This window comes from Moraxella bovoculi, assembly GCF_000988745.2.
Taxonomy (GTDB): domain Bacteria; phylum Pseudomonadota; class Gammaproteobacteria; order Pseudomonadales; family Moraxellaceae; genus Moraxella; species Moraxella bovoculi.
Map to the genome: position 1 here is coordinate 1,687,525 of NZ_CP011381.2, position 24,017 is coordinate 1,711,541.

A 24,017-nucleotide genomic window follows, 5' to 3' on the forward strand; every position below is an offset into this window, starting at 1 on the left:
TAAGATTATGCAGGGATTCGCAATACTTGACCTGGATAGATTTTGTCTGGATGTGAAAGCATAGGCTTGTTCGCATCGAAGATTTTCATGTAGTCATCGGCGTTGCCATACATTTCTTTGGCGATTTTTGATAGGTTGTCGCCTGATTTTACGGTGTAGAAACGAGACTCAGACTCTTGAGATTCTACTGTGATATTATCAACAACCGTCTCAACGTGTTGGACATTACCCACCGCCAAGCGTGCGCGCTCGCGATCTTCTTGTGTCTTGGCTGCACCCGATAGTGTTACGGTGTCCGTATCGCTGTTATAGTTTACTGACAGATTGCTGATCTGAACGTTCTGAGCTTGTACGCGAGCCAATAGCAAGTTTGCAATTTCTTGTGCAGTTGGCTCAGCTGGTGCTGCTGTGTTTGCAGCTGGTGCTGGCGCTGTATCTTTCTTGTTACGATTAAAGATTTTATCGCCGATGTCTTTGGCAAAACTAAAAATACCCATAATAGACTCCTGTTTGTTTATTGACTGCCCCACACTTAACATTTAGTGGGCAAATTATTTGGATAACTAATCATAATGAGCTTAATACAAAATCGCTCATTAATTAAGATCATCCTACCAAAAACTAACCCGCAGAATCGCTAAGTTTTGCTATGAAATTGTTATCAATTGTAGTTTAGATTGCTACTTAGTATCAATTAATGGCAATAAAAAACCACCCAAAATGGGTGGTTCTATGATCTGACCTTAGTCAATCAATTAAAGCTTAGCAGTCACGTAGTCGATTGCTTTTTGAACAGTAGTAAGTTCAGCAGAATCTTCATCAGGGATAGTGATGCCGAAGTTGCTTTCAAATGCCATTACAAGCTCAACTAGGTCTAGAGAATCTGCACCTAAATCGTCCATGAATGACGCGTCATTATTGATGTCAGCAACGTTTAGACCAAGTTGTTCAGCCACTGCGTCTTTTACTTTAGCTTCGATATCGCTCATAGATATTTCCTTTAAATCGATGGATAAATGCTACTTATCAGCACCATACTGATTTTAACTATTTATCAGAAATTTAGCGTATCATAAAACATTTTCACGGATAGTGCAAGTTTTATGAATACAGTTGTACACAATTTAAGATAAATAATAATCACAAATCAAAAATTTGTCAATTATTTTATAAAAAAAATATGTGATTACATGTACATGCCGCCATTGACAGCCAACACCTCGCCTGTGATGTAACTGGCTTCGTCGCTCGCCAAGAAAGTCACCGCCGCAGCGATCTCTTCAGGCTGCGCCATGCGTCCTAGCGGAACAGCGTCTAGCATGGAATTGATTAAACGCTCATCAAGCTCTTCGGTCATGTCGGTCTCTACAAAACCAGGTGCAACGCAGTTTACAGTCACGCCACGCGATCCGATCTCACGAGCCAATGCGCGGGTAAAGCCCTCAGCACCCGCTTTACTGGCAGCGTAGTTAGCCTGACCAGCATTACCCATCTGCCCTACCACCGACGTGATGTTAATTATACGTCCAGAGCGAGCCTTCATCATGCCTTTAATGGCGCGACGAGAGGTACGGTAAATAGAAGTTAGGTTGGTGTCAATAACATCGGACCAGTCTTCATTTTTCATGCGCATTAAAAGACCGTCTTTGGTGATGCCGGCATTATTAACAAGCACATTGACGCTACCATAAACACTGTCGATCTCTTCAAATAGGTTATCGATCGCTTCTTCATCGCAAACATCTAACACGCGGCCGATACCACCAGCTTCACTTAAATATTCTTCGATAGCTTCAGCGCCCTTTTCACTGGTCGCTGTGCCGATAACAAAATGACCTTCTGCTGCAAATTTTTGCGCGATGGCACGGCCGATACCTCGGCTAGCGCCCGTTACTAATACAATCTTTCTGCTCATGCTAAATTCTCCAATTTCTCAAGGCGCGCCAATTTATCAGTAGGCAGAGCTGTGATTGGCTCGGCCTGGCGCTTGGCAAGATTTGATAGGACATTACCAGGACCGCATTCGATGATAATATCGATATGTTTATCAGCCAGTTTTCGCATGGTTTTAGCCCATTGAACAGGCATAGACAGCTGCTCAATCAATGAAGTCTTAATGTCATTAATGTTATCATGAACGACAGCGTGGCGGTTCTGAATGACAGGGATCTCTGCTTGTTTGAATGCCGTGTCGCTCAGTAGCGCTGCCAACTTATCTGTTGCAGGATTCATCAGCTGACAATGTGATGGCACGGATACTTTTAGTGGTACGGCTTTTTTACCTAGGTTTTCAACCGATGCCAACACATGCCTAACACCCACTTCTGTGCCTGCGATCACCACTTGACCTGGGCTATTAAAGTTAGCAGGGTTCACGATGCCAGCATTCTGAGTTGCGTCCTCACACAGGCTGGCCACTTGTTCATCATCAAGACCGAGCACGGCTGCCATTTGAGTGTCAATACCTGCAACCGCTTGTGTCATGTATTTGCCACGCTCGTGAACCAATTTAACAGCATCCGCCAAGCTTAATACACCACCTGCTACCAAGGCACTGTATTCGCCCAATGAGTGACCGGCCAGACATACGGGCTTAACGCCTTGAGCCCCTAATTTATCCTTAACAATATGCCAAATCGCAACACTTGCCGCTAATAACGCAGGCTGCGTGTATTCTGTCTTATGTAGGCGTGACTCATCCTGGGTGATTTCCCAAAGGTCAAATCCAAGCGCTGAACTCACCTCATCGAAGGTTGACTTTACAATAGGAAAATGCTCTGCCAGCTCATTCATCATGCCAACCGCTTGCGAACCTTGACCAGGGAAAACTACCGCAACGCGTTTCATGGTATTATTCTCTGTCATACGATACCTATTTTGTGTTTACGACTATTTATTTTATTGGATAATGAATCCAAATTAGGTGCATTCTAACATAAAAAATAAAAATTTGTTTACTAATTTTGGCAACTCAAGCTTAGTGAACTTGACAAAATAAAAAGCCAAGCGCATTGAACAAACAACACGGCTTGGCTTATTGGTATTATCTACCGATTAGCTGTCTTGGCTTACCTTGAACAGCTGACGACCACGGTAAAAACCGTCTTTGGTCGCGTGGTGGCGAAGATGTTTTTCGCCAGTAGTAGAATCAATGCCTAGAGTGTTCACTACCATACGGTCGTGTGAACGACGCATGTCGCGGCGTGAACGGCTTTTGCGGTTTTGTTGAACTGCCATGATAGCTCCTAAAATTCGTCAGATCAAGACAATCATAATCGTCCCGATCGCCAAAATAAAGTGAAAATTGGTTTGCTTAGGATGATATTGTAAAAATACAGCCAAGACATAGCACCTTTTGCCTTGCTCATCTAACTTAAGCACAATAAACGCTGTATTATACCGAAAACTTTTTGATTTTTCAAAGCCTAAACATAAAAAATTACAAAACTTTTTCTAAACCAATCAAACATTAAGTTAATTTAATTGTCCTTTTAGTGCAGCCAATGCTGCAAATGGGTTATCGACCACCTCCTCTTCATCTTCTACCATCTCAATTGGCATATCACAGTCGTCATGGCGTGGAGATAATGGTAGCACAAGCAAAAGCTCATCCTCTAGCAGATCCTTGATAGGCAGTATTTTACGAGAGTCAGAAGGGTTTAGTTCATCAACCAACACATATTCAGCGTCCTGCACTTGATCAGCCTGAGATTCATTGAATAAAATCGCCAATCGATAATCCCCTGTGACATCCACGGTCGTCGGTTCAAGACATCGCTGACACGGGGTAATAAGCTTACCTGCAACTTCATAGTTCAGCCAAAGGGTGCCGTCTATTTTTTGCAGATTCACTTTAAGATTAAGATTCTTGACCTGTTGGTTTTGCTCTTGTAGAATTAAATTTTTTGAAAGTCGCTCGAAACTCTCTACAGCCACCTCGCCAGACCAAGAAAAACCAATATCAGCCCATCTCTCAAGCAGAATATTGGCAGGCAGCTCTTGGCTGGGATTAGATTGATTGATTAATTGCGTCATCATAGATTTCCTATTTTAATATTAGGCGTATTATTTCATAAATTAGAAATATTTTCACGGCTATTTTGTATGAGCTTATTAACCCATCATCAGATTTCTCTTACAGGGACAAATAATGCTATAATACAAAAAATTTGCAATTCAATAATCATGACTTTCATTTCATTTTACGATCTCTCACCAGACCTTGCACTTAATCAGAATAACAACAAAAATCACGTTTTCAATCTTTGGCAAAATCTATTCAAGTTACTGTCAGATCAAGATGACATCAAAAAAATCACCCAAAATTTCACCGCCAGAGACTTAGGTAATTTTCGTGACACATGGCAGAATATCGATCATAACGATGATGATGCACTGACAGATTGGCTCATGAAACTATTCAACCAAATGTTTAATCAAAAAAACATTGATATCGTGCCGACCATACTGTTGCGAGGCGAAAACGAACCCGAATATTTCCCAAGCGAAGCAGGAAGCCCTGCACGCATTGAATTTGCCCATGGATTCTTTGCCAGCGCCTTGCATGAGATCAGCCATTGGTGTATCGCAGGCAAGCATCGACGCACACTTAATGATTTTGGCTATTGGTATGAATCTGACGGCCGTGATGAGCAGACTCAAGCCATCTTTGAACAAGTAGAAATCAAACCGCAGGCGATAGAATGCCTACTCAATCAAGCCTGTGGGCGATATTTTTATGTATCGCAGGATAATCTAAACGCTGATTTTGATACAACAAAAAGTACTTTTGCCCATGATGTGTATGAGCGGGCCAATCAATATCTTAACCATCCTGACAAGCTACCAAGAGATGCTCGTCGGCTTATATGGATGTTTTTAATAATCTGTCAAAAATTTCAATTGCCCAATCAAAAAGGACAGCCATGAATACAATTTATCTACATCCAAAAAACCCTCAGCCAAGACTACTAGAGCAAATTAAACAAGCACTCCAAAACGGGCAGATCGTCGCATACCCTACCGAAATCGGCTACATGCTATTAACGCACATCTCTGCTAAAGATGCATTGGCAAAGGTTTCAAAAATACCCGCCGTTAAACAAAAAGATCAGTATGTGATTGTTTGCCGAAGTATCAGCAATGCGTCAGCCCATGCCGACATTAACGACGAACAGTTCCGCATCATCAAAAACAGCAGTCAAGGGAATCAATTCATCCTACCGTCTAGCAAACAAACACCCAAATACCTTATAAATCCAAAAAATAAAAACATCGGTATTCATATCACGGCATATGAGCCATTGCTGGCATTGCTTGAATTACTTGACGATACAGTGGTCATTCATAAACTTGATGATGAAACCATAGAAGTAAGCTCACCTTATGACATTGAGGATCTACCAGATGGTCAAATTGATGTGTTGGTTAATGTTGATGTCATTAATACAATAGATCATGAGGTATTAGATCTTTCTGACTTGTAGGTTTTAGAAAAATAAAAAACCCCGATAGGAATCGGGGTTTTATTGAGTCTAAATCACCATAAATTATGGGCGATCCACCAACTCAACATAAGCCATCGGCGCGTTATCGCCATCGCGATAGCCACACTTAATGATGCGCAGGTAGCCACCTGGGCGAGTTTGGTAACGAGGGCCAAGTTCGTTGAATAATTTACCAACGATAGCCTTGTTACGAGTGCGGTCAAACGCCAAACGGCGGTTGGCAACGCTGTCTTCTTTTGCCAAAGTGATCAAAGGCTCAGCTACACGGCGTAGCTCTTTTGCTTTAACCAAAGTGGTCTTTATTAGCTCATGTTCAAACAGAGAGTTAGTCATGTTTTGGAACATTGCCTTACGATGGCTGCTGGTGCGACCCAGCTTAACGCCACTGTTACGATGTCGCATGGTCAGTATCCTTTAAATTAACGGCTACGATAAGAAAAGCGATCATCAACTCGTAGGTCGCTTGGTGGCCAAGTTTCTAAGCGCATTCCAAGTTCAAGACCTTTAGATGCAAGAACATCTTTAATTTCAGTCAATGATTTCTTACCAAGATTTGGGGTCTTAAGCAGTTCAGTTTCAGAACGCTGTACCAAATCGCCAATATAATAAATGTTTTCAGCTTTCAAGCAGTTTGCTGAGCGAACCGTTAGTTCAAGATCATCCACTGGACGTAGCAGCACAGGATCAATCTCTTCTTTTTCTTTGACAGGCTCAACGACTTCCTCAGCTTCCAAATCAACAAAGATTGCGATTTGCTGTTGAAGAATAGTTGCTGCTTTACGAATCGCTTCTTCAGGGTCAATCGTACCGTTAGTTTCAAGCTCAATAATTAGCTTGTCAAGATCAGTACGTTGCTCAACACGAGCATTCTCAACATCATATGCCACACGTAGAATTGGGCTAAAGCTTGCATCAAGCTTTAGACGACCAATTGTTTTTGAGCTAGCATCTTCACGACGTTGATTGGCAGGCTCGTAGCCACGACCAGTTACAACACGTAGGCGCATTTTTAGATGGCCGCGCTCACTTAATGTACCAAGCACCAATTCAGGATTAGCGATTTCTACATTATGTGGCAACTCTAGGTCAGAAGCAGTAACAATACCTGCGCCCTGCTTATCCAAAGTCAAATATGCTTCATTCTGATCGTGCAAAGTGATTGCTAAACCCTTCAGGTTTAATAGCAAATCCATCACGTCTTCTTGCAGACCTTCAAGTGTTGAATACTCATGATCAACACCTTCAATCTCTGCTTCGATGACGGCAGCGCCAGACAATGAAGAAAGCAAGATGCGGCGAAGAGCATTGCCTAGCGTATGCCCAAAGCCACGTTCTAACGGCTCGAGCGTGACCTTAGCAGTCGTTTCATTAACCGCATCAACGTGAATGGCGCTAGGTGTTAGAAACTCAGTTGCATTTGTCATAGTGTCACCTCGATGATTAATTCGGATTATTTAGAATATAGCTCAACAATCAAGCTTTCGTTGATTTCAGCAGGTAATTCACTACGTTCTGGAGCAGTCTTGAAAGTACCTTGAAGTTTGCTGTGATCAACTTCTAGCCATTCTGGAATACCACGTTGTGTCGCTAGCTCAACAGCGTTTTTAATACGTAGTTGTTCCTTAGATTTCTCATGAACAGCAATTACGTCGCCATCTTGAACTTGGATTGAAGGAATGTTCACACGAACAAACTCATCACGACCTGCTTTTTTTAGCAGAATTGCACGATGGCTGACCAACTGGCGAGCTTCTGCACGAGTAGCACCAAAACCCATACGATAAACAACGTTATCCAAACGACGCTCTAGCATACCAAGCAGGTTTTCACCTGTTGCGCCACGCATACGAGCAGCTTCTTTATAGTAGTTAGAGAATTGACGCTCAAGTACACCGTACATACGTTTTACTTTTTGCTTTTCACGAAGCTGTGAAGCGTATTCAGAAGTTTTGTTTTGGCTGTTGCCATGCTGACCAGGCGCACGACTTGCTTTTTTAGTTTTCACATCATAAGGCTTAACGCCTGATTTTAGTTGCAGGTCAGTACCTTCACGACGTGACAATTTTAGTTTTGGACCAATATAACGGGCCATGTGTCTTTCTCCTTAAACGCGGCGCTTCTTAGGTGGGCGGCAGCCGTTGTGTGGAATTGGTGTTACATCGCTGATGCTGTTAATTTTATAACCCAATGCACCTAATGCACGAACCGCAGACTCACGACCTGGTCCTGGACCTTTAACCAAGACATCAACATTTTTTACACCATAGGTTTCTTGAGCTGCTTTACCAGCAACTTCAGCAGCAACCTGTGCAGCGAAAGGCGTTGATTTACGTGAACCACGGAAGCCTTGTCCACCTGAGGTGGCCCAAGCCAATGCATTACCTTGACGATCGGTAATGGTTACAATGGTGTTATTAAAAGACGCATGAATATGGGCGATACCTTCAGATACCGAACGACGTGCCACTTTTTTGCGGCTACGAGTGTCTTTTGCCATCTTTTAGCTTCCTAAATTAGTTACTTTTTAATTGCTTTGCGTGGACCTTTACGGGTACGCGCGTTAGTTTTTGTACGTTGACCATTTACAGGTAGACCACGACGGTGGCGAAGACCACGGTAGCAACCCAAATCGACCAAACGCTTGATGTTCATTGAAATTTCGCGGCGAAGGTCACCTTCGGTAGCGTAATTTGCAACTTCTGCACGGACAGCATCTAGCTGTGCATCATCTAACTGACCAATTTTGGTAGTTTCGTTGATACCAACAGCAGCAAGAATTTGCTTAGCGGTAGTACGACCGATACCAAAAATATAAGTTAGTGAAATCACTGCGTGTTTGTTGTCCGGAATGTTTACACCGGCAATACGAGCCATTGATTTCTCTCCATTAGCACAAATGCATGGCATTTGCTAAGTTTACTCTACTGTTGTAAATAACAACAGCATGGCAAGTAGCGGATAATACATTATCCGCTACTAATTTGCAAGTATTAATTTGTAAAATTAACCTTGACGTTGTTTGTGGCGTGGTTCTGAACTGCAGATTACAAGAACTTTGCCTTTGCGACGAACGATCTTACAGCTGCCGCAAATCTTTTTAACTGATGCTTGAACTTTCATGTCATGCTCCTATGATGCACCATTAGTTATTTGGTGCTTTAATTAACGTTTGATCATGATATTGATGGGTCATCAAATGTGCTTGAATTTGTGCAATAAAGTCCATCAATACAACAACCATGATCAACAAAGAGGTACCACCTAAAGGCAAGGCTTGATTACCAAACCATGACTGTACAACCATTGGCATCAAGCAGATGATCGCCATGTACATGGCACCAATGAAAGTTAGGCGATTTAAAACAAAGTCTAAGTAACGTTTTGTCTGTTGTCCAGGGCGAATGCCAGGGATGTAAGCGCCGCTACGCTTTAGGTTCTCAGCCACTTCTTTTGGGTTAAACATTAAAGCTGTATAGAAATAACAGAAGAAAATGATTAGTGCACCAAAAATTAAAAGATACAACGGCTGACCCGGCTGCAATACCAAAGTCATATTTTGAATGATGCTTTGGAAAGTCGTTGGATTCCCAGTTGGTACTGATAAATGACCAAGACTGGCTGGCAGCATAAGCAAAGAGCTGGCAAAAATAGCTGGAATAACACCTGCCATATTAATTTTTAACGGCAAGTGAGATTGCTGCTGCGCATAAACCTTACGACCCTCTTGCTGCTTTTGAGCATAGTTGACAGGCACACGACGCTGAGCTCGCTCAATGAATACAATCGCTGCAGTAACAGCAACACCCAAAAGGATAAAGATAAATGCAGTTAATAGCTCTTTACTACCGCCTGTATTGCTGGCAAACATACCACCAATCATTCCTGGTGCACTCGCTACAATACTCGCAAGTATTAGCATTGAGATGCCATTACCAATGCCACGCTCAGTAATTTGCTCACCAAGCCACATTAAGAACATGGCACCAGCGACTAAGGAAGTAACTGCAGGAATATAAAAACTTAATCCTGTAGAAAGGGTTAGGTTTTGTGAAATAAGACCTGCAGACATACCAATCGCTTGCACAAATGCAAGGGCTAAAGCACCTTGACGAGTGTACTTATTAAGCGTTCTACGCCCTGCCTCACCCTCTTTTTTGAGCGCCTCTAAGGATGGAACCACCACCGACATCATCTGCACCACAATCGATGCTGAAATATATGGCATGATACCTAAAGCCATGATCGACATACGCTCAAGTGAACCACCTGAGAACATGTTAAACATACCTAAAAAGGTATTCTCGCCAGCTTTAAAGAATTCTGCCAGACGGATCGGGTTCATCCCAGGCACAGGAATGTGCGACCCTAGACGGTAAACAATCAACGCCCCAATTAAAAAGAGCATACGATTCCATAATTCATCATATTTACGAATAAATACAAACGGATTTAATGGAATGCCTGATTTAGACGCTGATTGCTTTGACACGACACTACTCCTCGACGCTACCGCCGGCAGCTTCGATTGCTTGTTTTGCACCTTTAGTTACTTTTACGCCTTTGAAAGTAAGGGCACGAGTAATTTCACCAGATAGGATGATACGAGCACGCTTCATGTCACCACGAATGATGTTAGCTGCTTTTAGAGACTCAACACTGACAACATCGCCATCAATCTTGTTCAATTCAGAAAGACGTACTTCAGCAGTAGTAAGCGCCATCTGGCTAGTAAAACCAAATTTTGGCAAACGGCGATAGATAGGCATTTGACCGCCTTCAAAACCTGCTGGGATGCTTGAGCCTGAACGTGAAGTTTGACCTTTAACACCACGGCCACCAGTCTTACCTAGACCAGAACCGATACCACGGCCGCGACGCTGAGCTGTCTTTTTTGCACCCAATGCTGGTGCAAGTTCATTTAAACGAAGACCCATTACGCTTCCTCCACTTTAACCATGTAATTTACACGATTTACCATACCGCGAACTGAAGGAGTATCTTCAACTTCTACGGTATGACCGATACGACGTAGCCCTAGGCCTTTTAGGCAAGCTTTGTGGCTTGCTAAGCGATGGCTACTCGATTTTATTTGAGTAACTTTGATTGTTTTCATCGTAACTTACCTACTTCTTAGCCCAAAATTTCTTCTACAGATTTGCCACGTTTCGCTGCAACTTGCTCAGGAGAAACCATATCACGCAAACCTTTAAAAGTTGCTTGTACAACATTAGCTGCATTGGTTGAGCCGTAGCATTTTGCCAATACGTTTTGAACGCCAGCAACTTCAAGAACAGCACGCATTGCACCACCAGCAATTACACCAGTACCTTCTGAGGCAGGTTGCATATATACTTTTGATGCACCGTGACGAGCATTAATAGGGTGTTGTAGTGTTGTGCCAGCAAGCTCAACAGTAATCATATTACGCTTAGCAGCTTCAAGAGCTTTTTGGATAGCAGCAGGCACTTCACGTGCTTTACCACGACCAAAACCTACACGACCATTACCATCACCAACAACTGTCAATGCGGTGAAAGAGAAGATACGACCGCCTTTAACAACTTTTGCAACACGGTCGACGGCAACCAATTTTTCCACCAAACCGTCAGTTTGTTCAACTTTTGCCATGATTAGAACTCCAATCCATTTTCACGAGCAGCGTCAGCTAGTGCTTTAACACGGCCATGATATTTAAAACCACTACGGTCAAATGCAACCTTAGTGATACCCGCAGCTTTCGCACGCTCTGCAATCAACGCACCAACAGCTTTTGCTGCTTCAACGTTACCAGTAGCGCCAGAACGTAGGCTAGCATCAAGAGTTGAAGCTTGAGCAACAACAACACCGCCTGTTGGCGAGATAACTTGAGCATAGATATGACGTGGAGTGCGAGTCACGGTCAAACGGTTTACACCTAGGTGACGGATGTGTGCACGGGTTTTTTTCGCTCGGCGAAGACGAGCTGATTTTTTATCGAACATGTTTGCTCACCTTACTTATTTTTTCTTAGCTTCTTTACGAAGAACCACTTCATCGCTGTAGCGAACACCTTTACCTTTATAAGGCTCTGGTGGACGGAAACTACGAATTTTTGCAGCTGCTTGACCAAGTTTCTGCTTATCGCTTGATTTTAGAACGATTTCAGTTTGACTTGGGCTTTCTGCGGTTACACCTTCAGGTAGCGTATATTCGATTGGGTGTGAAAAACCTAGGTTTAGGTTTACTTTATTACCTGCAACTTGTGCACGATAACCAACACCGATAAGTTGTAGGCGACGCTCAAAACCGTTGCTCACACCTTGAACCATGTTATTGATCAATGCGCGAACTGTGCCGGTATGCATCCACGCTTCTTTGGTATCAGCAACAGGAGAAAGCGTAACAACACCTTCTTCTTGTTTTAGCTCGACCAAATCATGCAGGCGTAAAGACAAAGAACCATTCTTGCCTTTAACTTCAACCTGCTGACCGTTCAAAGTAACGCTAGTGCCAGCAGGCAACGTTACTGGGGCTTTAGCCACACGAGACATAGGAATTTCCTTTAATGATAATAAAAACCATCGAATTGATGGCAGTGAAACAATGATTTTCTAATCAGTATTTGATAGCTAATTAGAAAAGCACGCTATTATAACAAAAAAAATCCTTGGCGTAAACCAAGGATTTCATCTTTTTGTAACTTAACTAGTTGGATCTTAAGCAACTAGCGCAATTACTTCGCCACCGATACCAGCGGTACGAGCGGCACGGTCACTCATGATGCCTTTACTGGTAGAGATGATGGCAACACCCAAGCCTTTTTTTACGCTTGGAAGTTCATCTTTACCACGGTATTGACGTAGACCAGGACGGCTATAGCGTTTCAATTCTTCGATAACGCCTTTACCTTGGTAGTATTTCAACTCGATAGTCAAAACTTTTTTACCATTCTCAACTTCACTTACTTCTGCGCTAGTCACATAACCTTCGTCAACCAAAAGGTCAGCGATAGATTTACGTAGCTTAGAAGCAGGCATTGATACTGATGGTTTGTTTCTTGATTGTGCGTTGCGGATGCGGGTTAGCATATCGGCAACAGGATCTTGCATACTCATTGCGATACTCCTTACCAGCTTGCTTTACGAACGCCAGGTACATCACCTTGCATTACGCGCTCACGTAGTTTATTACGTGATAAACCAAATTTGCGGAAATAACCATGCGGACGACCAGTTAGGCCACAGCGGTTACGCAGGCGCACTGGAGAAGAGTTGCGTGGTAGTGATTGAAGTGCTAGCATTGCATCTAGACGATCTTCATCACTTGCATTGATGTCGCTGATTATTGCTTTTAGCTCTGCACGCTTTTCGGCGTACTTAGCAACTGTTTTTTCGCGCTTTAATTCGCGATTAATCATGCTTTTCTTAGCCATAACGTTTACCTTATCTGAATGGGAAGCCGAATGCTTTTAGCAATGCACGACCTTGATCATCGTCAGCAGCAGTGGTAGTGATGGTAATGTCCAAACCACGGATACGATCGATTTTATCAAAATCAACTTCTGGGAAAACGATCTGCTCTTTGATGCCTAGCGAATAATTGCCACGGCCATCAAATGCTTTTGCTGAAAAACCACGGAAGTCACGAATACGAGGAATCGCAATGGCAATAAGACGATCTAGGAATTCGTACATCTGTTCGCCACGTAGTGTAACTTTGCAACCGATTGGCCATTCTTCACGGATTTTGAAGCCTGCCACTGATTTGCGTGCTTTGGTTACTACTGGTTTTTGACCAGCGATTGCAGTCATATCTGCTAATGCGCCTTCAAGTAGTTTTTTATCTTGTGCCGCGCCACCAACACCCATGTTTAGAGTGATTTTGGTGATTCTTGGCACTTGCATAACATTTTCCAAGCCAAGCTCATCTTTGATTTTTTGCTTTAGCTGGTCATTGTATAAAGATTTTAATCTTGCCATTACTATATACCCTTAGTCTCTTATGCAGTCGCCACTACTTCACCAGTAGAACGATAGATACGGACTTTTTTGCCCTCTTCGTTTACTTGGTAAGCAATACGATCTGCCTTTTGGGTTGCTGCGTTATAAATCGCAACGTTTGAAATATGTAAAAATGCTTCTTGCTTAACGATGCCACCTTCTTTACCTAGCATTTGATTAGGTTTTTGGTGTTTAGTTACAATGTTAATGCCTTCAACTTTTACACGGTCTGCTTTAACCGCCAAAATTGCGCCTTGCTTGCCTTTATCTTTGCCAGCAATCACAACCACGGTATCGCCTTTGCGTAACTTTGCCATAGGATGCCTCTAAAAGGTTACAGTACTTCTGGTGCTAGTGAAACAATTTTCATGAATTGTTCACCACGTAGTTCACGGGTAACAGGTCCAAAAATACGAGTTGCAATCGGGGCTTTGTTATTGTTTAGAATAACTGCCGCGTTGTCATCAAAACGTAGTACAGAACCATCTGGACGACGTACGCCTTTTTTGGTACGTACAACGACCGCATTCATCACGTCGCCTTTTTTAACACGACCACGAGGAATGGCTTCTTTAACCGTTACCTTGATAATGTCGCCAACTGATGCGTAACGACGATGCGAGCCACCCAGTACTTTAATGCACTGTACACGTCTTGCACCACTGTTATCTGCAACTTCCAGCATTGTTTCAGTCTGAATCATCGCATTACTCCATAATAAATAAAGCAATAAAAGCCATTCGCCACTAAATATGCGCCATATTTGCACATATTTAGTGGATGAACATCTAAAAAGACGTACATTATACTAGCAAATGACTTTTAATGCAAATAACTTAAATTTTTACCGCAGTCTCAACCACGTCTACTAAAGTCCAAGTTTTGGTCTTTGAGATAGGACGAGTTTCTTTGATACGAACGATATCGCCTTCTTGACAAACATTGTTCTCGTCATGAGCTTTAAGCTTAGTAGAACGGCGAATTTGTTTGCCATACACTGGGTGGCGAATTTGGCGCTCAACCAGAACGGTGATAGACTTGTCCATCTTGTTGCTGATTACTTTACCAGTTACAACGCCAACTTCTTGAGTTTGGGTGTTCTCGCTCATGCGTCGCCTCTTTGTTTTTCGTTAATCAAAGTTAAGATTTTTGCAATCGTACGACGATTTGCTTTAACTTCGTGAGTGTTGCCTAGCTGACCCGTAGCTTTTGCCATACGCAGACGGAATGCATCAAGCTGCTTTTCGTCAAGCAATTGAGCCAACTCTTCTACTGATTTTTCGCGTAATTCGTTGGTTTTCATTACATAACCGTCCGTTTAACAATAGTCGTTTTGAAAGGTAGCTTCGCTGACGCTAGAGTTAGAGCTTCACGCGCCAATTCTTCGCTAACACCTTGGATTTCGTAAAGCATTTTGCCTGGCTTGATTTCAGCTACCCAGTATTCTACTGGACCTTTACCTTTACCCATACGAACTTCCAATGGTTTTTCGGTAATAGGTTTATCTGGGAAAACACGAATCCAGATCTTACCGCCACGCTTAATGCGACGAGTGATAGTACGACGAGCTGCTTCAATTTGACGAGCAGTCATACGACCACGACCGATAGATTTTAGACCAATTTCGCCAAATGCAACAGTGTTACCACGTTGGGCAAGGCCAGTGTTACGACCTTTGTGCATTTTACGGAATTTGGTACGTTTTGGTTGCAACATAGCTTACCCCTTGTCTGAATTACGACGGTTGTTGGTACGGCCACGGCGTTTTGGTGCACGAGCCTTCTCTTCAACCACTGGGTTGTAGGCGCTGTTCATGCCGTCTAGAATCTCACCACGGAAAATCCAAACTTTAACACCGATAGTACCGTAAGTAGTTTCTGCACGCACTTCTGCGTAATCGATGTCAGCACGAAGCGTATGTAGAGGTACACGACCTTCACGATACCACTCAGTACGAGCGATTTCAGCACCGCCTAGACGACCAGATAGCTCAACTTTAATACCTTGAGCGCCTGAACGCATGCTGTTTTGCACAGCACGTTTCATCGCACGACGGAACATCACACGACGCTCTAGCTGGTTAGCGATGCCAACAGCTACTAGACGAGCATCTAGGTCAGGTTGAGTGATCTCTTGAATGTTCACTTGTGCAGGAACACCCATGATTTTGGTAAGTTCTTTTTGAAGTGCTTCGATGTCAGCGCCTTGCTTACCAATGATCACACCAGGACGTGCTGAATGGATGGTAATTTTAGCTGCGCCAGTAGGACGCTCGATGCTGATGTTGCTTACCATTGCTTCTTTTAGCTTATTGCGCAAGAAGTCACGTACTTTAAAGTCGTTTAGCAAATACTCTGAGTATTGCTTTGGGTTTGCATACCAGTTTGCATTGTGCTTTTTGATAACGCCCAAGCGAATACCAATAGGATGAACTTTTTGACCCATGATTATGCTCCTACTTTAACAGTGATGTGACAAGTGCGCTTGCTGATACGGTCAGCACGACCCTTGGCACGGGGCATAATACGCTTCAAAGTGATGCCTTCATCAACGTAGATGGTAGATACACGCAGTGTGTCAATATCTAGACCGTTGTTGTGCTCAGCGTTAGCAATTGCTGATTGTAGGCATTTTTTGACCAATTTAGCACCTTTTTTGTTGCTGAAAGTCAAGATGTCTAAAGCGCGCTCAATTGGCTTACCACGAACTTCGTCCGCAACCAATCTTACTTTTTGTGCCGAAATAGCGGCACCACGTAATTTTGCAGTTACTTCCATGGTAGCACCTTATCTCTTAGATTTCTTATCAACGCCGTGACCACGATACGAACGGGTCGGAGCGAATTCACCAAGTTTATGGCCAACCATTTGCTCATTCACGATAACTGGCACGTGAGTACGGCCATTGTGAACTGAAATGGTTAGACCTACCATTTGTGGTAGAATCATCGAGCGACGAGACCAAGTTTTGATCGGCTTGCGGTTGTTGCTTTCTAGAGCGTCTTCAACCTTAGCAAACAAATGCGCATCGATAAATGGACCTTTTTTCAATGAACGAGGCATGAAACTTTTCCTTTATTTCTTGGCACGACGGCGACGGATGATCATACTGTCAGTACGCTTGTTAGAACGAGTCTTAAGACCCTTAGCTTTCTGACCCCAAGGACTGGTTGGATGTTTACCAAAGTTACGTCCTTCACCACCACCATGCGGGTGATCAATCGGGTTCATCGCGGTACCACGAACGGTAGGACGAACGCCACGCCAGCGCGCTGCACCTGCTTTACCAAGTGATTTTAGGTTATTTTCAGTGTTAGAAACTTCACCAATAACCGCGCGGCAGTTTGCGTGGATACGACGAGTTTCGCCAGAACGCAAACGAACGATCACATAAGCACCGTCACGACCCAACAATTGAACCGCTGCACCAGCAGAACGAGCGATTTGCGCGCCTTTGCCAATTTTTAGTTCGATGTTGTGAATAACAGTACCCACTGGGATATTTTTAAGTGGCAAGCAGTTACCTGGGCGGATTGGAGAACCCTCACCAGATTGAACCTGATCGCCTACAGCCAATTTTTTAGGTGCAATGATATAGCGACGCTCACCATCTGCGTACTTCAATAGTGCGATGTGCGCGGTACGGTTTGGATCGTATTCAATGCGTTCAACAGTTGCAATGATGCCGTCTTTATTGCGTTTAAAGTCAATCAGACGATAGTGTTGCTTGTGACCACCACCGATATGACGGGTAGTGATACGGCCGTTGTTGTTACGACCACCAGTTTTAGCTTTTGATTCAACAAGCGGTGCATAAGGACGACCTTTATAAAGGTGTGGATGCACTACTTTTTCAACAAAGCGGCGACCTGGTGACGTAGGTTTTGCTTTTACGATAGGCATGATTCTAGTCCTTATTCGTTAGTCGCTGTTTCACTAGTGACTTCTTCACCAGCACCGATTTGTACGTCTGAACCTGCTTTTAGGGTTACATACGCTTTTTTCACGTCTGAACGCTTACCAACTACGCGACCAAAACGCTTAGTTTTACCTTTAGTATTCAAAGTGTTTACTTTAACAACTTCAACACCTTCAAACATTAGTTCAACTGCTTGTTTGATCTCACGCTTAGTAGCATTGCTGTCAACTTTGAAAACTTGTACACCAAGGCTATCGCCTAGACGTTGAGATTTTTCAGAGAATACAGGTGCTTTTAGCACTTGATACAATCTTGCGTTACTCATGCTAGTGTCTCCTCAAATTGTTTGGCAGCTTCAACAGTCATGATAACTTTATCAAAAGAAACCAAGCTAACTGGATCAACTTCACGAGTACCAAGTACATTCACGTGTGGAATGTTACGTGCAGCCAAATACAAGTTTTCGTCAACTTCATGAGTTACGATAAGTGCACGTGGTGCATTTAGTTCAGCCAGTTTTGCAACTAGGCCTTTAGTTTTTGGGCTATCTACAGCAATATCATCAACCAATACTAGACGCTCTTGACGTACTAGCTCAGCTAGAATACACTGCATTGCACCGCGGTACATTTTACGGTTTACTTTTTGAGACCAGTCTTGTGGTTTTGCTGCGAATGCACGACCACCACCAACCCAAATCGGGCTACGGATAGAGCCAGCACGAGCGCGACCAGTACCTTTTTGACGCCATGGTTTTTTACCACCGCCTGATACTTCGCCACGAGTTTTTTGTGCACGAGTACCTTGACGAGCGCCAGCTAGGTAAGCAGTTACTACTTGGTGTACCAAGGCTTCATTGAACTCACGACCAAATGTGATCTCTGAAAGTTCAACCGCCGCACCTGTAACAGTTTTTAAATTCACGTTAATCCCCTTTACTAGGCTTTGACTGACGGACGTACGATAACATCGCCACCATTAGCACCTGGAAGCGCGCCTTTGATGACCAGTACACCTTTTTCAGCATCAACAGACACGATTTCAAGGCCTTGAACAGTAACACGCTTGTTACCCATTTGACCTGGCATCTTTTTGCCTTTAAATACTTTACCTGGTGTCTGGTTTTGACCAGTAGAACCAAGTACACGATGCGATACAGAGTTACCGTGAGTTGCGTCTTGAGTACGGAAGTTGTGACGCTTAACACCACCTTGGAAACCTTTACCTTTAGATTGACCAGTTACATCAACTAACTGACCAACTTCAAATAGGTCTGCCAAAATGTTTGCGCCAACTTCGCGACCTTCTAGTTCGCTCTCGTCTGCACGGAATTCCCAAACACCACGACCAGCGGCTACGCCAGCTTTTGCGAAGTGTCCTTTTTGAGCAGCAGTCACACGGCTGTCACGACGCACGCCAGTGGTTACTTGGATTGCGCTATAGCCATCGGTGTCTACTGTTTTGATTTGCGAGATGCGGTTTGCGTCAACCTCAACCACTGTTACAGGGATAGATACGCCTGCTTCAGTGAAGACTCGGGTCATGCCGCATTTTTTACCGACTAAACCAATCGCCATTTTAGACCTCTTACTTTAATAATCGTTTATATTAAACCAGTCGTTCAATTAGCCTAGGGCGATTTGAACATCAACACCGGCCGCTAGATCAAGCTTCATCAGCGCATCGACAGTTTTGTCGGTAGGCTGTACGATGTCAATCATGCGCTTGTGGGTGCGAATTTCGTACTGGTCGCGAGCGTCTTTGTTGACGTGTGGTGATGTCAATACGTTGAACCGCTCAATACGAGTCGGCAAGGGAACAGGTCCACAAACTTGTGCGCCTGTGCGCTTTGCAGTATCGACAATCTCTTGTGCCGACTGGTCAATCAGACGATGGTCAAAAGACTTTAGTCGGATACGGATTCTCTGGTTAGCCATGCCAACAAGCTCCTAAATTAAGTGCTTTATAAAACTTCCATCATCAAAAGATGACTTCAGCTATACCATTTTCATAATCTTTTGCCGAAAGCTAGGCTTTAGACAAAATAATCCAATCCCTACCCGTCATGCACAAATGGCTAGACAGCAGGGGTGTTGTTATAGTGCCAAAAACGATGCTTCGGCTGTGGCGTTGTCCTTTTTAAATTCTCTATCGTTATTGTAGAGAACCAATTTTTATCAAATTTTGTTCTTTTCAATCACGACACAGCGGATTAAAAAGCGCAACGCTAAAACATAATGAACCCATATTATACATCAAAATAGGATGAATGCAAGGCTTTTATTAAGTTTTTATGAATAAATTACAATATTTTTACAAAATATTCTTCGGCGCAATTTCGCTCAAAAAACGTACTATTTTTATGCACCGTCGTGGGATAATTTATTCATCTCTTATCAATTTATTTAAATATAATAACATTTTTTATTGATAAAATCAATCAAAAATGACCTCATACTGTTCTTGGTGGTAATGCTGACTAATTTTAAATTGTATCGTAGCATTGGTTAGTTCAATGATATCGTTTATTGTGTCTATTTGATTATCCTTTAGATAGTCCGTCATGACCTGACTAGCAATGATTGTAAAGTTATTGACTTTCGTAGTTTGGCTTGCTAGCTGCAATAATCGTCTGATGATATCAAATGCAATGGTATCTTTGCTTTTAATTATGCCTTTTCCTGCGCACACCGGGCAAGGCTCACACAGCTGCTGAGATAAGCTTTCGCGTGTGCGCTTTCGCGTCATCTCAACCAATCCAAGCTCACTGACACCTGTGATTTTAATGCGCGCAGGGTCATTCTCTAGCGCACTCTGCAGAGCTTCTAATACCGCATCTCGGTGAGATGACTTATCCATGTCGATGAAGTCTAGAATAATGATACCGCCCAGATTACGCAGACGAACCTGATGAGCAATGGACTGTGCCGCTTCTAGGTTTGTCTTATATACCGTCTCTTCTAATGATCGCTTACCTACGTAGGAGCCTGTATTGACGTCAATGGTCGTCATCGCTTCGGTCTGTTCAATGATGAGATAGCCCCCTGATAACAAATCAACACGCTTTATCAGCGCGTCATTTAAGGCACTCTCCACGCCGCGTACATGAAATAACGGCGTATTATCCGTGTAGTGATGAATCTTATCAGTGATGGCTGGCATGAATTCATCTGCAAATGCACGTAGCTCCCTATAAACTATCTCACAATCAACCACAATGCTGGCAGTATGTTCATTCGCCAAGTCACGAATGCAGCGAAGTGATAGCGATGGCTCTTGATAAACAAGCTCATGCTTGGCTTTACGAAGCTTGGCAGATGATGTACGCGCTAGTATGGTGCGCCACAGCTGAAGCAGATAATAAACATCTTCTTCTAGCTTAGCCTGTGCGATATGCTCAGCCGCGGTGCGGGCGATCAAGCCGCCTTTAAAATTAAGCGCCTGTATCAATGTAGCCAACTCACCTCTAAGGCGATTGCGCTCCTTCTGATCACTGAGACGAGTGGAGACACCGACATAGTTGTCATCATCAGGCAAGTACACCAAATAACGACTCGGCAGCGAGATATTCGTGGTTAGGCGTGCACCTTTAGTGCCCAGCTCATCTTTGATAACCTGAACCAAGATTCGCTCACCTTGATACAGTCTGCGCTCAATCAAATCATCTGGACTTGCTTTTGGTTTGGGCTGATTTGGCTTATCCATCGGTGCAGCTTTTTGCATGTCATCTATGTGCAAGAACGCCGTGCGCTCACGTCCAATCTCCACAAATGCCGCCTGCATCCCTGGCAACACTCGCACCACCGTGCCTAGATAAATATTACCAACCAAGCTCACATCTTGGCATCTTTCAATAAAAATCTCACTCACCACATCATCAATGATGAGCGCCACACGCGACTCTAGCGAGCAATGATTAATTAAAATCTCATTAGCCATAATAATTTAACAGCGCAAATCTATCATAGTAAGTTAAATTCCTTACAGATGCAAGCTTCATCATATCAAAGACAATCATTCAACATGAGCTTGCATTTCATTCATCAATGCCAGAGTCTGTGACAATGGCAAGCCCACCACATTCGTATAGCTTCCATCAATACGTTCAACCCATGCCATCGCGCCGCCTTGGATAGCATATGCACCCGCCTTATCAGCTGGTTCACCCGTCTGCCAATAGCGCTCTTTCATCTCGTCTGTCAGCGGTATAAAATGTACTTGCGTTGAACAAATAATATGCTTTTTATGTCTGATTGCGCCATCTTCAACGATGCTAACACAGACGGCTGTCCATACCTCGTGCGCCCTGCCTGACATTTTTTGCCACATGTCGAAGGCATCTGCCTTATTGATGGGCTTGGTTAGCACCTCATCATCGATGACACCAATGGTATCTGCTGTGATGATCATGGCAGGATTCTGAGTTCGATTACCGTCATCACTTAATATCGAAGCTGCGCGCACTGCCTTATTCTGCACCATTCTAATAATGTACTCTTTGGCGCTCTCACCAGTCTGCCAAGTCTCATCAATGTCCGCCGCCATCACCTCAAATTCCACGCCTGCAACCGATAACAACTCTCGACGACGCGGCGAAGTCGATGCCAAGATTACCTGTATCATGCCAAAACCCTCATTCTTTAACAAAAACACCTAACTTATCCTTGATTAGTGATTTTGTCAATTACTAAGATATGCTACAATTAACACCATTTATGATTTCAATTTTTTATTCATTGTAAGATAAGGGCAATCTATGAGCGATACATTATCCAGTAGCGACATTCTAAATGCCGCCAAGCTATCACGTCTGGCGATCGATGAAAACCTAGCATCTGACTATGCCAGCGACATCGGCAAAATTCTGGCCATGATGGACACACTATCAGCCGTTAATACTGATGACATCAAGCCCCTGGCAAATATTCATGAAGCCTGCCAAGAACTGCGTGCCGATGTTGCCAACCCCAACATCGATAGAGACGCATTCCAAGCCGTCGCGCCCAATGCACAAGACGGTCTGTACCTCGTACCACAAGTAATCGAGTGATCTTAATCTACACCAAATTAACCCCAAACCACCTAACTATAAAATAGCTAGAAAGCTTATAAAATAGAGTAACTCATGACACAACTACACGAATTAAGCGTTGACGCCATCGTCAAAGGCTTGGCAAATAAAGATTTTAGCAGTGTTGATATTACCACACACCTATTATCACGCATCGAGAAGCTAGATGGACAAATTAACAGCTTTGTTACCGCCACTCAAGAACAAGCGTTAAACGCCGCCAAAGCTGCCGACAAACTGCGCGCAGATGGCGACACCCGCCCCCTGCTTGGTGTGCCAATGGCTCACAAAGACAACCTATGCACTAAAGGCGTACTGACCACCGCAGGCTCCAAGATGCTGCATCATTTCGTCGCGCCTTATGATGCTACGGTCGTTGAGAACATCGCCAACGCTGGATTTGTCAGCCTAGGCAAGCTCAACATGGACGAATTTGCCATGGGTTCGGACAACGAAAGCTCGTATTTTGGGGCGGTACACAACCCTTGGGACGCCGCTCGCGTACCAGGTGGTTCATCAGGCGGATCTGCGGCAGCGGTCGCCAGTGGGTTCATCCCTGTGGCGACAGGCTCGGATACAGGTGGCTCTATTCGCCAACCTGCCAGCTTCTGTGGTATCACAGGCATCAAGCCCACCTATGGACGTGTGTCTCGCTATGGCATGATTGCTTATGCGTCAAGCCTTGATCAAGCAGGCACATTTGGCAAATCCGCCCTAGACTGTGCCTACCTGCTTTCCCCGATGACAGGACACGACCCCAAAGACGCAACATCCATCAACCGCCCCACCGAAGATTATGTGGCGGACATTTTGGCGACAAAAACAGACGGCAAACCCCTAGCAGGCAAAAAAATCGGCGTGGCAAAGGCGTATTTTGGGGCAGGTCTTGATAGTGAAGTAGAAAAATCCATTCGCACCGCCCTAGCCAAATATGAAGAGCTGGGGGCCCAAATCGTGGAAGTGGACATCACCGACCCTGCCGTAACGCTTGCCACTTATTATCTGCTCGCCCCTGCCGAAGCCAGCTCAAACCTGTCTCGCTATGACGGTGTGCGCTTTGGTTATCGCTGCGAAGATCCAAAAGATCTGATCGATCTATATACGCGCAGCCGCTCTGAAGGCTTTGGTACTGAAGTTCAGCGCCGTATTATCATGGGAACGTATGCACTATCGGCAGGGTATTTTGACGCTTATTATACCAAAGCCCAAAAGGTTCGCCGTCTTATCGTGGACGACTTTAAAAAGGCGTTTGAAAAATGCGACATCATCGCAAGCCCTACTGCACCGACCACCGCCTATAAGCTGGGTGAGAACTTAGACCCTGCCAGCATCTATCTTGGTGACGTATATACCATCGGCGTGAACTTGGCAGGTCTGCCCGCCCTATCGCACCCTGTGGGACAAGCGAACGGCCTACCTGTCGGCTTACAGCTGATCGGTAAGCATTGGGCAGAAAGTGAGCTACTACAGACAGCGCACGCCTATCAGTCGCATACTGATTTTCACACAGAATTATCTGGCATCGCAAAGCAAGGATAATCC

At 44.0% G+C, this 24,017-nt stretch carries 40 protein-coding genes; 4 read left to right on the plus strand and 36 right to left on the minus strand.

Annotated elements, in window-relative coordinates; genetic code table 11:
• Positions 1 to 5: 5 nt before the first annotated feature.
• The 6 genes from lysM to AAX10_RS07785 all read right to left on the minus strand — a co-directional run bounded on the left by lysM (position 6) and on the right by AAX10_RS07785 (position 4,038).
• Positions 6 to 497 carry a peptidoglycan-binding protein LysM gene (gene lysM / locus AAX10_RS07760; RefSeq protein ID WP_046700309.1) on the minus strand — a complete coding sequence of 164 codons (492 nt, stop codon included), beginning with the start codon at positions 495 to 497 and terminating at the stop codon, positions 6 to 8.
• Positions 498 to 755: 258 nt separating this feature from the next.
• Positions 756 to 989 carry an acyl carrier protein gene (acpP, locus tag AAX10_RS07765; RefSeq protein WP_036364227.1) on the minus strand — a complete coding sequence of 78 codons (234 nt, stop codon included), beginning with the start codon at positions 987 to 989 and terminating at the stop codon, positions 756 to 758.
• Positions 990 to 1,186: 197 nt separating this feature from the next.
• Positions 1,187 to 1,915: a 3-oxoacyl-ACP reductase FabG gene (gene fabG / locus AAX10_RS07770; RefSeq protein ID WP_046700310.1), complete on the minus strand. Its 729-nt coding sequence runs from the start codon at positions 1,913 to 1,915 to the stop codon at positions 1,187 to 1,189.
• Positions 1,912 to 2,865: an ACP S-malonyltransferase gene (fabD, locus tag AAX10_RS07775; RefSeq protein ID WP_046700311.1), complete on the minus strand. Its 954-nt coding sequence runs from the start codon at positions 2,863 to 2,865 to the stop codon at positions 1,912 to 1,914. The genes fabG and fabD overlap by 4 nt, the downstream gene beginning before the upstream one ends.
• 189 nt (positions 2,866 to 3,054) lie before the next feature.
• A complete protein-coding gene (gene rpmF / locus AAX10_RS07780) occupies positions 3,055 to 3,237 on the minus strand; it encodes a 50S ribosomal protein L32 (protein ID WP_036364236.1) in 183 nt (60 codons plus the stop codon).
• 237 nt (positions 3,238 to 3,474) lie between these two features.
• Positions 3,475 to 4,038, minus strand: a complete 564-nt coding sequence (locus AAX10_RS07785) for a YceD family protein (protein WP_046700312.1) — start codon at positions 4,036 to 4,038, stop codon at positions 3,475 to 3,477.
• A gap of 147 nt (positions 4,039 to 4,185) precedes the next feature.
• Here AAX10_RS07785 and AAX10_RS07790 point away from each other — a divergent pair, with 147 nt between their 5' ends.
• Both AAX10_RS07790 and AAX10_RS07795 read left to right on the plus strand, forming a co-directional pair.
• Entirely contained in the window at positions 4,186 to 4,929 is a 744-nt protein-coding gene (locus AAX10_RS07790; protein ID WP_080947116.1) for an elongation factor P hydroxylase, read from the plus strand.
• Positions 4,926 to 5,486: a Sua5/YciO/YrdC/YwlC family protein gene (locus AAX10_RS07795; protein WP_036364245.1), complete on the plus strand. Its 561-nt coding sequence runs from the start codon at positions 4,926 to 4,928 to the stop codon at positions 5,484 to 5,486. The genes AAX10_RS07790 and AAX10_RS07795 overlap by 4 nt, the downstream gene beginning before the upstream one ends.
• Positions 5,487 to 5,549: 63 nt before the next feature.
• On the opposite strand, the gene rplQ is transcribed toward AAX10_RS07795, so the two are convergent.
• The 30 genes from rplQ to AAX10_RS07945 all read right to left on the minus strand — a co-directional run bounded on the left by rplQ (position 5,550) and on the right by AAX10_RS07945 (position 22,027).
• On the minus strand, positions 5,550 to 5,909 hold the full coding sequence (gene rplQ / locus AAX10_RS07800) for a 50S ribosomal protein L17 (RefSeq protein WP_036364248.1): 360 nt from the start codon (positions 5,907 to 5,909) through the stop codon (positions 5,550 to 5,552).
• A gap of 17 nt (positions 5,910 to 5,926) precedes the next feature.
• Entirely contained in the window at positions 5,927 to 6,931 is a 1,005-nt protein-coding gene (locus AAX10_RS07805) for a DNA-directed RNA polymerase subunit alpha (protein WP_036364251.1), read from the minus strand.
• A gap of 26 nt (positions 6,932 to 6,957) precedes the next feature.
• Entirely contained in the window at positions 6,958 to 7,599 is a 642-nt protein-coding gene (gene rpsD / locus AAX10_RS07810) for a 30S ribosomal protein S4 (RefSeq protein ID WP_036364254.1), read from the minus strand.
• 12 nt (positions 7,600 to 7,611) lie between these two features.
• Positions 7,612 to 8,004 carry a 30S ribosomal protein S11 gene (rpsK, locus tag AAX10_RS07815; protein WP_036364258.1) on the minus strand — a complete coding sequence of 131 codons (393 nt, stop codon included), beginning with the start codon at positions 8,002 to 8,004 and terminating at the stop codon, positions 7,612 to 7,614.
• A 20-nt stretch (positions 8,005 to 8,024) separates the two neighbouring features.
• Positions 8,025 to 8,381, minus strand: coding sequence for a 30S ribosomal protein S13 (gene rpsM, locus AAX10_RS07820; protein ID WP_036364261.1), 357 nt, complete (start codon positions 8,379 to 8,381; stop codon positions 8,025 to 8,027).
• Between the two features lie 129 nt (positions 8,382 to 8,510).
• Positions 8,511 to 8,627: a 50S ribosomal protein L36 gene (rpmJ, locus tag AAX10_RS07825; protein WP_036364264.1), complete on the minus strand. Its 117-nt coding sequence runs from the start codon at positions 8,625 to 8,627 to the stop codon at positions 8,511 to 8,513.
• A gap of 22 nt (positions 8,628 to 8,649) precedes the next feature.
• Positions 8,650 to 9,912 carry a preprotein translocase subunit SecY gene (secY, locus tag AAX10_RS07830; protein ID WP_476737669.1) on the minus strand — a complete coding sequence of 421 codons (1,263 nt, stop codon included), beginning with the start codon at positions 9,910 to 9,912 and terminating at the stop codon, positions 8,650 to 8,652.
• An 88-nt stretch (positions 9,913 to 10,000) separates the two neighbouring features.
• Positions 10,001 to 10,441 carry a 50S ribosomal protein L15 gene (gene rplO, locus AAX10_RS07835; protein ID WP_036364270.1) on the minus strand — a complete coding sequence of 147 codons (441 nt, stop codon included), beginning with the start codon at positions 10,439 to 10,441 and terminating at the stop codon, positions 10,001 to 10,003.
• Positions 10,441 to 10,620 (minus strand): 50S ribosomal protein L30, encoded by a 180-nt coding sequence (gene rpmD, locus AAX10_RS07840; protein WP_046698575.1) that lies wholly within the window; start codon positions 10,618 to 10,620, stop codon positions 10,441 to 10,443. The genes rplO and rpmD overlap by 1 nt, the downstream gene beginning before the upstream one ends.
• A 17-nt stretch (positions 10,621 to 10,637) precedes the next feature.
• Positions 10,638 to 11,135, minus strand: a complete 498-nt coding sequence (gene rpsE, locus AAX10_RS07845) for a 30S ribosomal protein S5 (RefSeq protein WP_036364276.1) — start codon at positions 11,133 to 11,135, stop codon at positions 10,638 to 10,640.
• A 2-nt stretch (positions 11,136 to 11,137) separates the two neighbouring features.
• The gene (rplR, locus tag AAX10_RS07850; RefSeq protein WP_036364279.1) at positions 11,138 to 11,488 is read right to left on the minus strand and encodes a 50S ribosomal protein L18; all 351 of its coding nucleotides are present in this window, start codon (positions 11,486 to 11,488) and stop codon (positions 11,138 to 11,140) included.
• A 15-nt stretch (positions 11,489 to 11,503) separates the two neighbouring features.
• Positions 11,504 to 12,037, minus strand: coding sequence for a 50S ribosomal protein L6 (gene rplF, locus AAX10_RS07855; RefSeq protein ID WP_046698576.1), 534 nt, complete (start codon positions 12,035 to 12,037; stop codon positions 11,504 to 11,506).
• Between the two features lie 165 nt (positions 12,038 to 12,202).
• Positions 12,203 to 12,601 carry a 30S ribosomal protein S8 gene (rpsH, locus tag AAX10_RS07860; protein WP_046698577.1) on the minus strand — a complete coding sequence of 133 codons (399 nt, stop codon included), beginning with the start codon at positions 12,599 to 12,601 and terminating at the stop codon, positions 12,203 to 12,205.
• Between the two features lie 11 nt (positions 12,602 to 12,612).
• On the minus strand, positions 12,613 to 12,918 hold the full coding sequence (gene rpsN, locus AAX10_RS07865) for a 30S ribosomal protein S14 (protein ID WP_036364291.1): 306 nt from the start codon (positions 12,916 to 12,918) through the stop codon (positions 12,613 to 12,615).
• 10 nt (positions 12,919 to 12,928) lie between these two features.
• Positions 12,929 to 13,465, minus strand: coding sequence for a 50S ribosomal protein L5 (rplE, locus tag AAX10_RS07870; protein ID WP_036364294.1), 537 nt, complete (start codon positions 13,463 to 13,465; stop codon positions 12,929 to 12,931).
• Between the two features lie 20 nt (positions 13,466 to 13,485).
• Positions 13,486 to 13,803 (minus strand): 50S ribosomal protein L24, encoded by a 318-nt coding sequence (gene rplX, locus AAX10_RS07875; protein ID WP_036364296.1) that lies wholly within the window; start codon positions 13,801 to 13,803, stop codon positions 13,486 to 13,488.
• Between the two features lie 17 nt (positions 13,804 to 13,820).
• On the minus strand, positions 13,821 to 14,189 hold the full coding sequence (gene rplN / locus AAX10_RS07880) for a 50S ribosomal protein L14 (RefSeq protein ID WP_029102638.1): 369 nt from the start codon (positions 14,187 to 14,189) through the stop codon (positions 13,821 to 13,823).
• A gap of 133 nt (positions 14,190 to 14,322) precedes the next feature.
• On the minus strand, positions 14,323 to 14,595 hold the full coding sequence (rpsQ, locus tag AAX10_RS07885; protein ID WP_036364304.1) for a 30S ribosomal protein S17: 273 nt from the start codon (positions 14,593 to 14,595) through the stop codon (positions 14,323 to 14,325).
• Positions 14,592 to 14,789, minus strand: coding sequence for a 50S ribosomal protein L29 (gene rpmC / locus AAX10_RS07890; protein WP_036364307.1), 198 nt, complete (start codon positions 14,787 to 14,789; stop codon positions 14,592 to 14,594). Before rpmC ends, rpsQ begins: the two co-directional genes overlap by 4 nt.
• Entirely contained in the window at positions 14,789 to 15,202 is a 414-nt protein-coding gene (rplP, locus tag AAX10_RS07895) for a 50S ribosomal protein L16 (RefSeq protein WP_029102635.1), read from the minus strand. The genes rpmC and rplP overlap by 1 nt, the downstream gene beginning before the upstream one ends.
• A 3-nt stretch (positions 15,203 to 15,205) precedes the next feature.
• Positions 15,206 to 15,931, minus strand: coding sequence for a 30S ribosomal protein S3 (rpsC, locus tag AAX10_RS07900; RefSeq protein WP_046697085.1), 726 nt, complete (start codon positions 15,929 to 15,931; stop codon positions 15,206 to 15,208).
• 2 nt (positions 15,932 to 15,933) lie between these two features.
• Positions 15,934 to 16,263, minus strand: coding sequence for a 50S ribosomal protein L22 (rplV, locus tag AAX10_RS07905; protein WP_036364312.1), 330 nt, complete (start codon positions 16,261 to 16,263; stop codon positions 15,934 to 15,936).
• 9 nt (positions 16,264 to 16,272) lie between these two features.
• Positions 16,273 to 16,548, minus strand: a complete 276-nt coding sequence (rpsS, locus tag AAX10_RS07910; protein WP_036364316.1) for a 30S ribosomal protein S19 — start codon at positions 16,546 to 16,548, stop codon at positions 16,273 to 16,275.
• A 12-nt stretch (positions 16,549 to 16,560) separates the two neighbouring features.
• Positions 16,561 to 17,388 carry a 50S ribosomal protein L2 gene (gene rplB / locus AAX10_RS07915; protein WP_036364321.1) on the minus strand — a complete coding sequence of 276 codons (828 nt, stop codon included), beginning with the start codon at positions 17,386 to 17,388 and terminating at the stop codon, positions 16,561 to 16,563.
• Between the two features lie 11 nt (positions 17,389 to 17,399).
• Positions 17,400 to 17,729: a 50S ribosomal protein L23 gene (rplW, locus tag AAX10_RS07920; protein ID WP_036364324.1), complete on the minus strand. Its 330-nt coding sequence runs from the start codon at positions 17,727 to 17,729 to the stop codon at positions 17,400 to 17,402.
• Positions 17,726 to 18,328, minus strand: a complete 603-nt coding sequence (gene rplD, locus AAX10_RS07925; protein ID WP_036364327.1) for a 50S ribosomal protein L4 — start codon at positions 18,326 to 18,328, stop codon at positions 17,726 to 17,728. The genes rplW and rplD overlap by 4 nt, the downstream gene beginning before the upstream one ends.
• A 14-nt stretch (positions 18,329 to 18,342) precedes the next feature.
• Entirely contained in the window at positions 18,343 to 18,981 is a 639-nt protein-coding gene (rplC, locus tag AAX10_RS07930) for a 50S ribosomal protein L3 (protein ID WP_036364330.1), read from the minus strand.
• A 48-nt stretch (positions 18,982 to 19,029) separates the two neighbouring features.
• Positions 19,030 to 19,341 (minus strand): 30S ribosomal protein S10, encoded by a 312-nt coding sequence (gene rpsJ, locus AAX10_RS07935; RefSeq protein ID WP_003656991.1) that lies wholly within the window; start codon positions 19,339 to 19,341, stop codon positions 19,030 to 19,032.
• Positions 19,342 to 19,840: 499 nt separating this feature from the next.
• The gene (locus AAX10_RS07940) at positions 19,841 to 21,343 is read right to left on the minus strand and encodes an Rne/Rng family ribonuclease (protein ID WP_046700313.1); all 1,503 of its coding nucleotides are present in this window, start codon (positions 21,341 to 21,343) and stop codon (positions 19,841 to 19,843) included.
• Between the two features lie 75 nt (positions 21,344 to 21,418).
• The gene (locus AAX10_RS07945) at positions 21,419 to 22,027 is read right to left on the minus strand and encodes a Maf family protein (protein ID WP_046699009.1); all 609 of its coding nucleotides are present in this window, start codon (positions 22,025 to 22,027) and stop codon (positions 21,419 to 21,421) included.
• Between the two features lie 133 nt (positions 22,028 to 22,160).
• Here AAX10_RS07945 and gatC point away from each other — a divergent pair, with 133 nt between their 5' ends.
• Positions 22,161 to 22,454, plus strand: a complete 294-nt coding sequence (gene gatC / locus AAX10_RS07950) for an Asp-tRNA(Asn)/Glu-tRNA(Gln) amidotransferase subunit GatC (protein ID WP_036364336.1) — start codon at positions 22,161 to 22,163, stop codon at positions 22,452 to 22,454.
• 75 nt (positions 22,455 to 22,529) lie between these two features.
• A complete protein-coding gene (gatA, locus tag AAX10_RS07955) occupies positions 22,530 to 24,014 on the plus strand; it encodes an Asp-tRNA(Asn)/Glu-tRNA(Gln) amidotransferase subunit GatA (RefSeq protein ID WP_046700314.1) in 1,485 nt (494 codons plus the stop codon).
• The last annotated feature ends 3 nt before the right edge of the window (positions 24,015 to 24,017 follow it).

Excerpts from the sequence above, each read along its gene's own strand:
- lysM (WP_046700309.1), bottom strand. The coding sequence starts at position 497 with ATGGGTATTTTTAGTTTTGCCAAAGACATCGGCGATAAAATCTTTAAT.
- acpP (WP_036364227.1), bottom strand. The coding sequence starts at position 989 with ATGAGCGATATCGAAGCTAAAGTAAAAGACGCAGTGGCTGAACAACTT.
- fabG (WP_046700310.1), bottom strand. The coding sequence starts at position 1,915 with ATGAGCAGAAAGATTGTATTAGTAACGGGCGCTAGCCGAGGTATCGGC.
- fabD (WP_046700311.1), bottom strand. The coding sequence starts at position 2,865 with ATGACAGAGAATAATACCATGAAACGCGTTGCGGTAGTTTTCCCTGGT.
- rpmF (WP_036364236.1), bottom strand. The coding sequence starts at position 3,237 with ATGGCAGTTCAACAAAACCGCAAAAGCCGTTCACGCCGCGACATGCGT.
- AAX10_RS07785 (WP_046700312.1), bottom strand. The coding sequence starts at position 4,038 with ATGATGACGCAATTAATCAATCAATCTAATCCCAGCCAAGAGCTGCCT.
- AAX10_RS07790 (WP_080947116.1), top strand. The coding sequence starts at position 4,186 with ATGACTTTCATTTCATTTTACGATCTCTCACCAGACCTTGCACTTAAT.
- AAX10_RS07795 (WP_036364245.1), top strand. The coding sequence starts at position 4,926 with ATGAATACAATTTATCTACATCCAAAAAACCCTCAGCCAAGACTACTA.
- rplQ (WP_036364248.1), bottom strand. The coding sequence starts at position 5,909 with ATGCGACATCGTAACAGTGGCGTTAAGCTGGGTCGCACCAGCAGCCAT.
- AAX10_RS07805 (WP_036364251.1), bottom strand. The coding sequence starts at position 6,931 with ATGACAAATGCAACTGAGTTTCTAACACCTAGCGCCATTCACGTTGAT.
- rpsD (WP_036364254.1), bottom strand. The coding sequence starts at position 7,599 with ATGGCCCGTTATATTGGTCCAAAACTAAAATTGTCACGTCGTGAAGGT.
- rpsK (WP_036364258.1), bottom strand. The coding sequence starts at position 8,004 with ATGGCAAAAGACACTCGTAGCCGCAAAAAAGTGGCACGTCGTTCGGTA.
- rpsM (WP_036364261.1), bottom strand. The coding sequence starts at position 8,381 with ATGGCTCGTATTGCCGGTGTAAACATTCCGGACAACAAACACGCAGTG.
- rpmJ (WP_036364264.1), bottom strand. The coding sequence starts at position 8,627 with ATGAAAGTTCAAGCATCAGTTAAAAAGATTTGCGGCAGCTGTAAGATC.
- secY (WP_476737669.1), bottom strand. The coding sequence starts at position 9,912 with ATGCTCTTTTTAATTGGGGCGTTGATTGTTTACCGTCTAGGGTCGCAC.
- rplO (WP_036364270.1), bottom strand. The coding sequence starts at position 10,441 with ATGGGTCTTCGTTTAAATGAACTTGCACCAGCATTGGGTGCAAAAAAG.
- rpmD (WP_046698575.1), bottom strand. The coding sequence starts at position 10,620 with ATGAAAACAATCAAAGTTACTCAAATAAAATCGAGTAGCCATCGCTTA.
- rpsE (WP_036364276.1), bottom strand. The coding sequence starts at position 11,135 with ATGGCAAAAGTTGAACAAACTGACGGTTTGGTGGAAAAATTGGTTGCC.
- rplR (WP_036364279.1), bottom strand. The coding sequence starts at position 11,488 with ATGTTCGATAAAAAATCAGCTCGTCTTCGCCGAGCGAAAAAAACCCGT.
- rplF (WP_046698576.1), bottom strand. The coding sequence starts at position 12,037 with ATGTCTCGTGTGGCTAAAGCCCCAGTAACGTTGCCTGCTGGCACTAGC.
- rpsH (WP_046698577.1), bottom strand. The coding sequence starts at position 12,601 with ATGAGTATGCAAGATCCTGTTGCCGATATGCTAACCCGCATCCGCAAC.
- rpsN (WP_036364291.1), bottom strand. The coding sequence starts at position 12,918 with ATGGCTAAGAAAAGCATGATTAATCGCGAATTAAAGCGCGAAAAAACA.
- rplE (WP_036364294.1), bottom strand. The coding sequence starts at position 13,465 with ATGGCAAGATTAAAATCTTTATACAATGACCAGCTAAAGCAAAAAATC.
- rplX (WP_036364296.1), bottom strand. The coding sequence starts at position 13,803 with ATGGCAAAGTTACGCAAAGGCGATACCGTGGTTGTGATTGCTGGCAAA.
- rplN (WP_029102638.1), bottom strand. The coding sequence starts at position 14,189 with ATGATTCAGACTGAAACAATGCTGGAAGTTGCAGATAACAGTGGTGCA.
- rpsQ (WP_036364304.1), bottom strand. The coding sequence starts at position 14,595 with ATGAGCGAGAACACCCAAACTCAAGAAGTTGGCGTTGTAACTGGTAAA.
- rpmC (WP_036364307.1), bottom strand. The coding sequence starts at position 14,789 with ATGAAAACCAACGAATTACGCGAAAAATCAGTAGAAGAGTTGGCTCAA.
- rplP (WP_029102635.1), bottom strand. The coding sequence starts at position 15,202 with ATGTTGCAACCAAAACGTACCAAATTCCGTAAAATGCACAAAGGTCGT.
- rpsC (WP_046697085.1), bottom strand. The coding sequence starts at position 15,931 with ATGGGTCAAAAAGTTCATCCTATTGGTATTCGCTTGGGCGTTATCAAA.
- rplV (WP_036364312.1), bottom strand. The coding sequence starts at position 16,263 with ATGGAAGTAACTGCAAAATTACGTGGTGCCGCTATTTCGGCACAAAAA.
- rpsS (WP_036364316.1), bottom strand. The coding sequence starts at position 16,548 with ATGCCTCGTTCATTGAAAAAAGGTCCATTTATCGATGCGCATTTGTTT.
- rplB (WP_036364321.1), bottom strand. The coding sequence starts at position 17,388 with ATGCCTATCGTAAAAGCAAAACCTACGTCACCAGGTCGCCGCTTTGTT.
- rplW (WP_036364324.1), bottom strand. The coding sequence starts at position 17,729 with ATGAGTAACGCAAGATTGTATCAAGTGCTAAAAGCACCTGTATTCTCT.
- rplC (WP_036364330.1), bottom strand. The coding sequence starts at position 18,981 with ATGGCGATTGGTTTAGTCGGTAAAAAATGCGGCATGACCCGAGTCTTC.
- rpsJ (WP_003656991.1), bottom strand. The coding sequence starts at position 19,341 with ATGGCTAACCAGAGAATCCGTATCCGACTAAAGTCTTTTGACCATCGT.
- AAX10_RS07940 (WP_046700313.1), bottom strand. The coding sequence starts at position 21,343 with ATGGCTAATGAGATTTTAATTAATCATTGCTCGCTAGAGTCGCGTGTG.
- AAX10_RS07945 (WP_046699009.1), bottom strand. The coding sequence starts at position 22,027 with ATGATACAGGTAATCTTGGCATCGACTTCGCCGCGTCGTCGAGAGTTG.
- gatC (WP_036364336.1), top strand. The coding sequence starts at position 22,161 with ATGAGCGATACATTATCCAGTAGCGACATTCTAAATGCCGCCAAGCTA.
- gatA (WP_046700314.1), top strand. The coding sequence starts at position 22,530 with ATGACACAACTACACGAATTAAGCGTTGACGCCATCGTCAAAGGCTTG.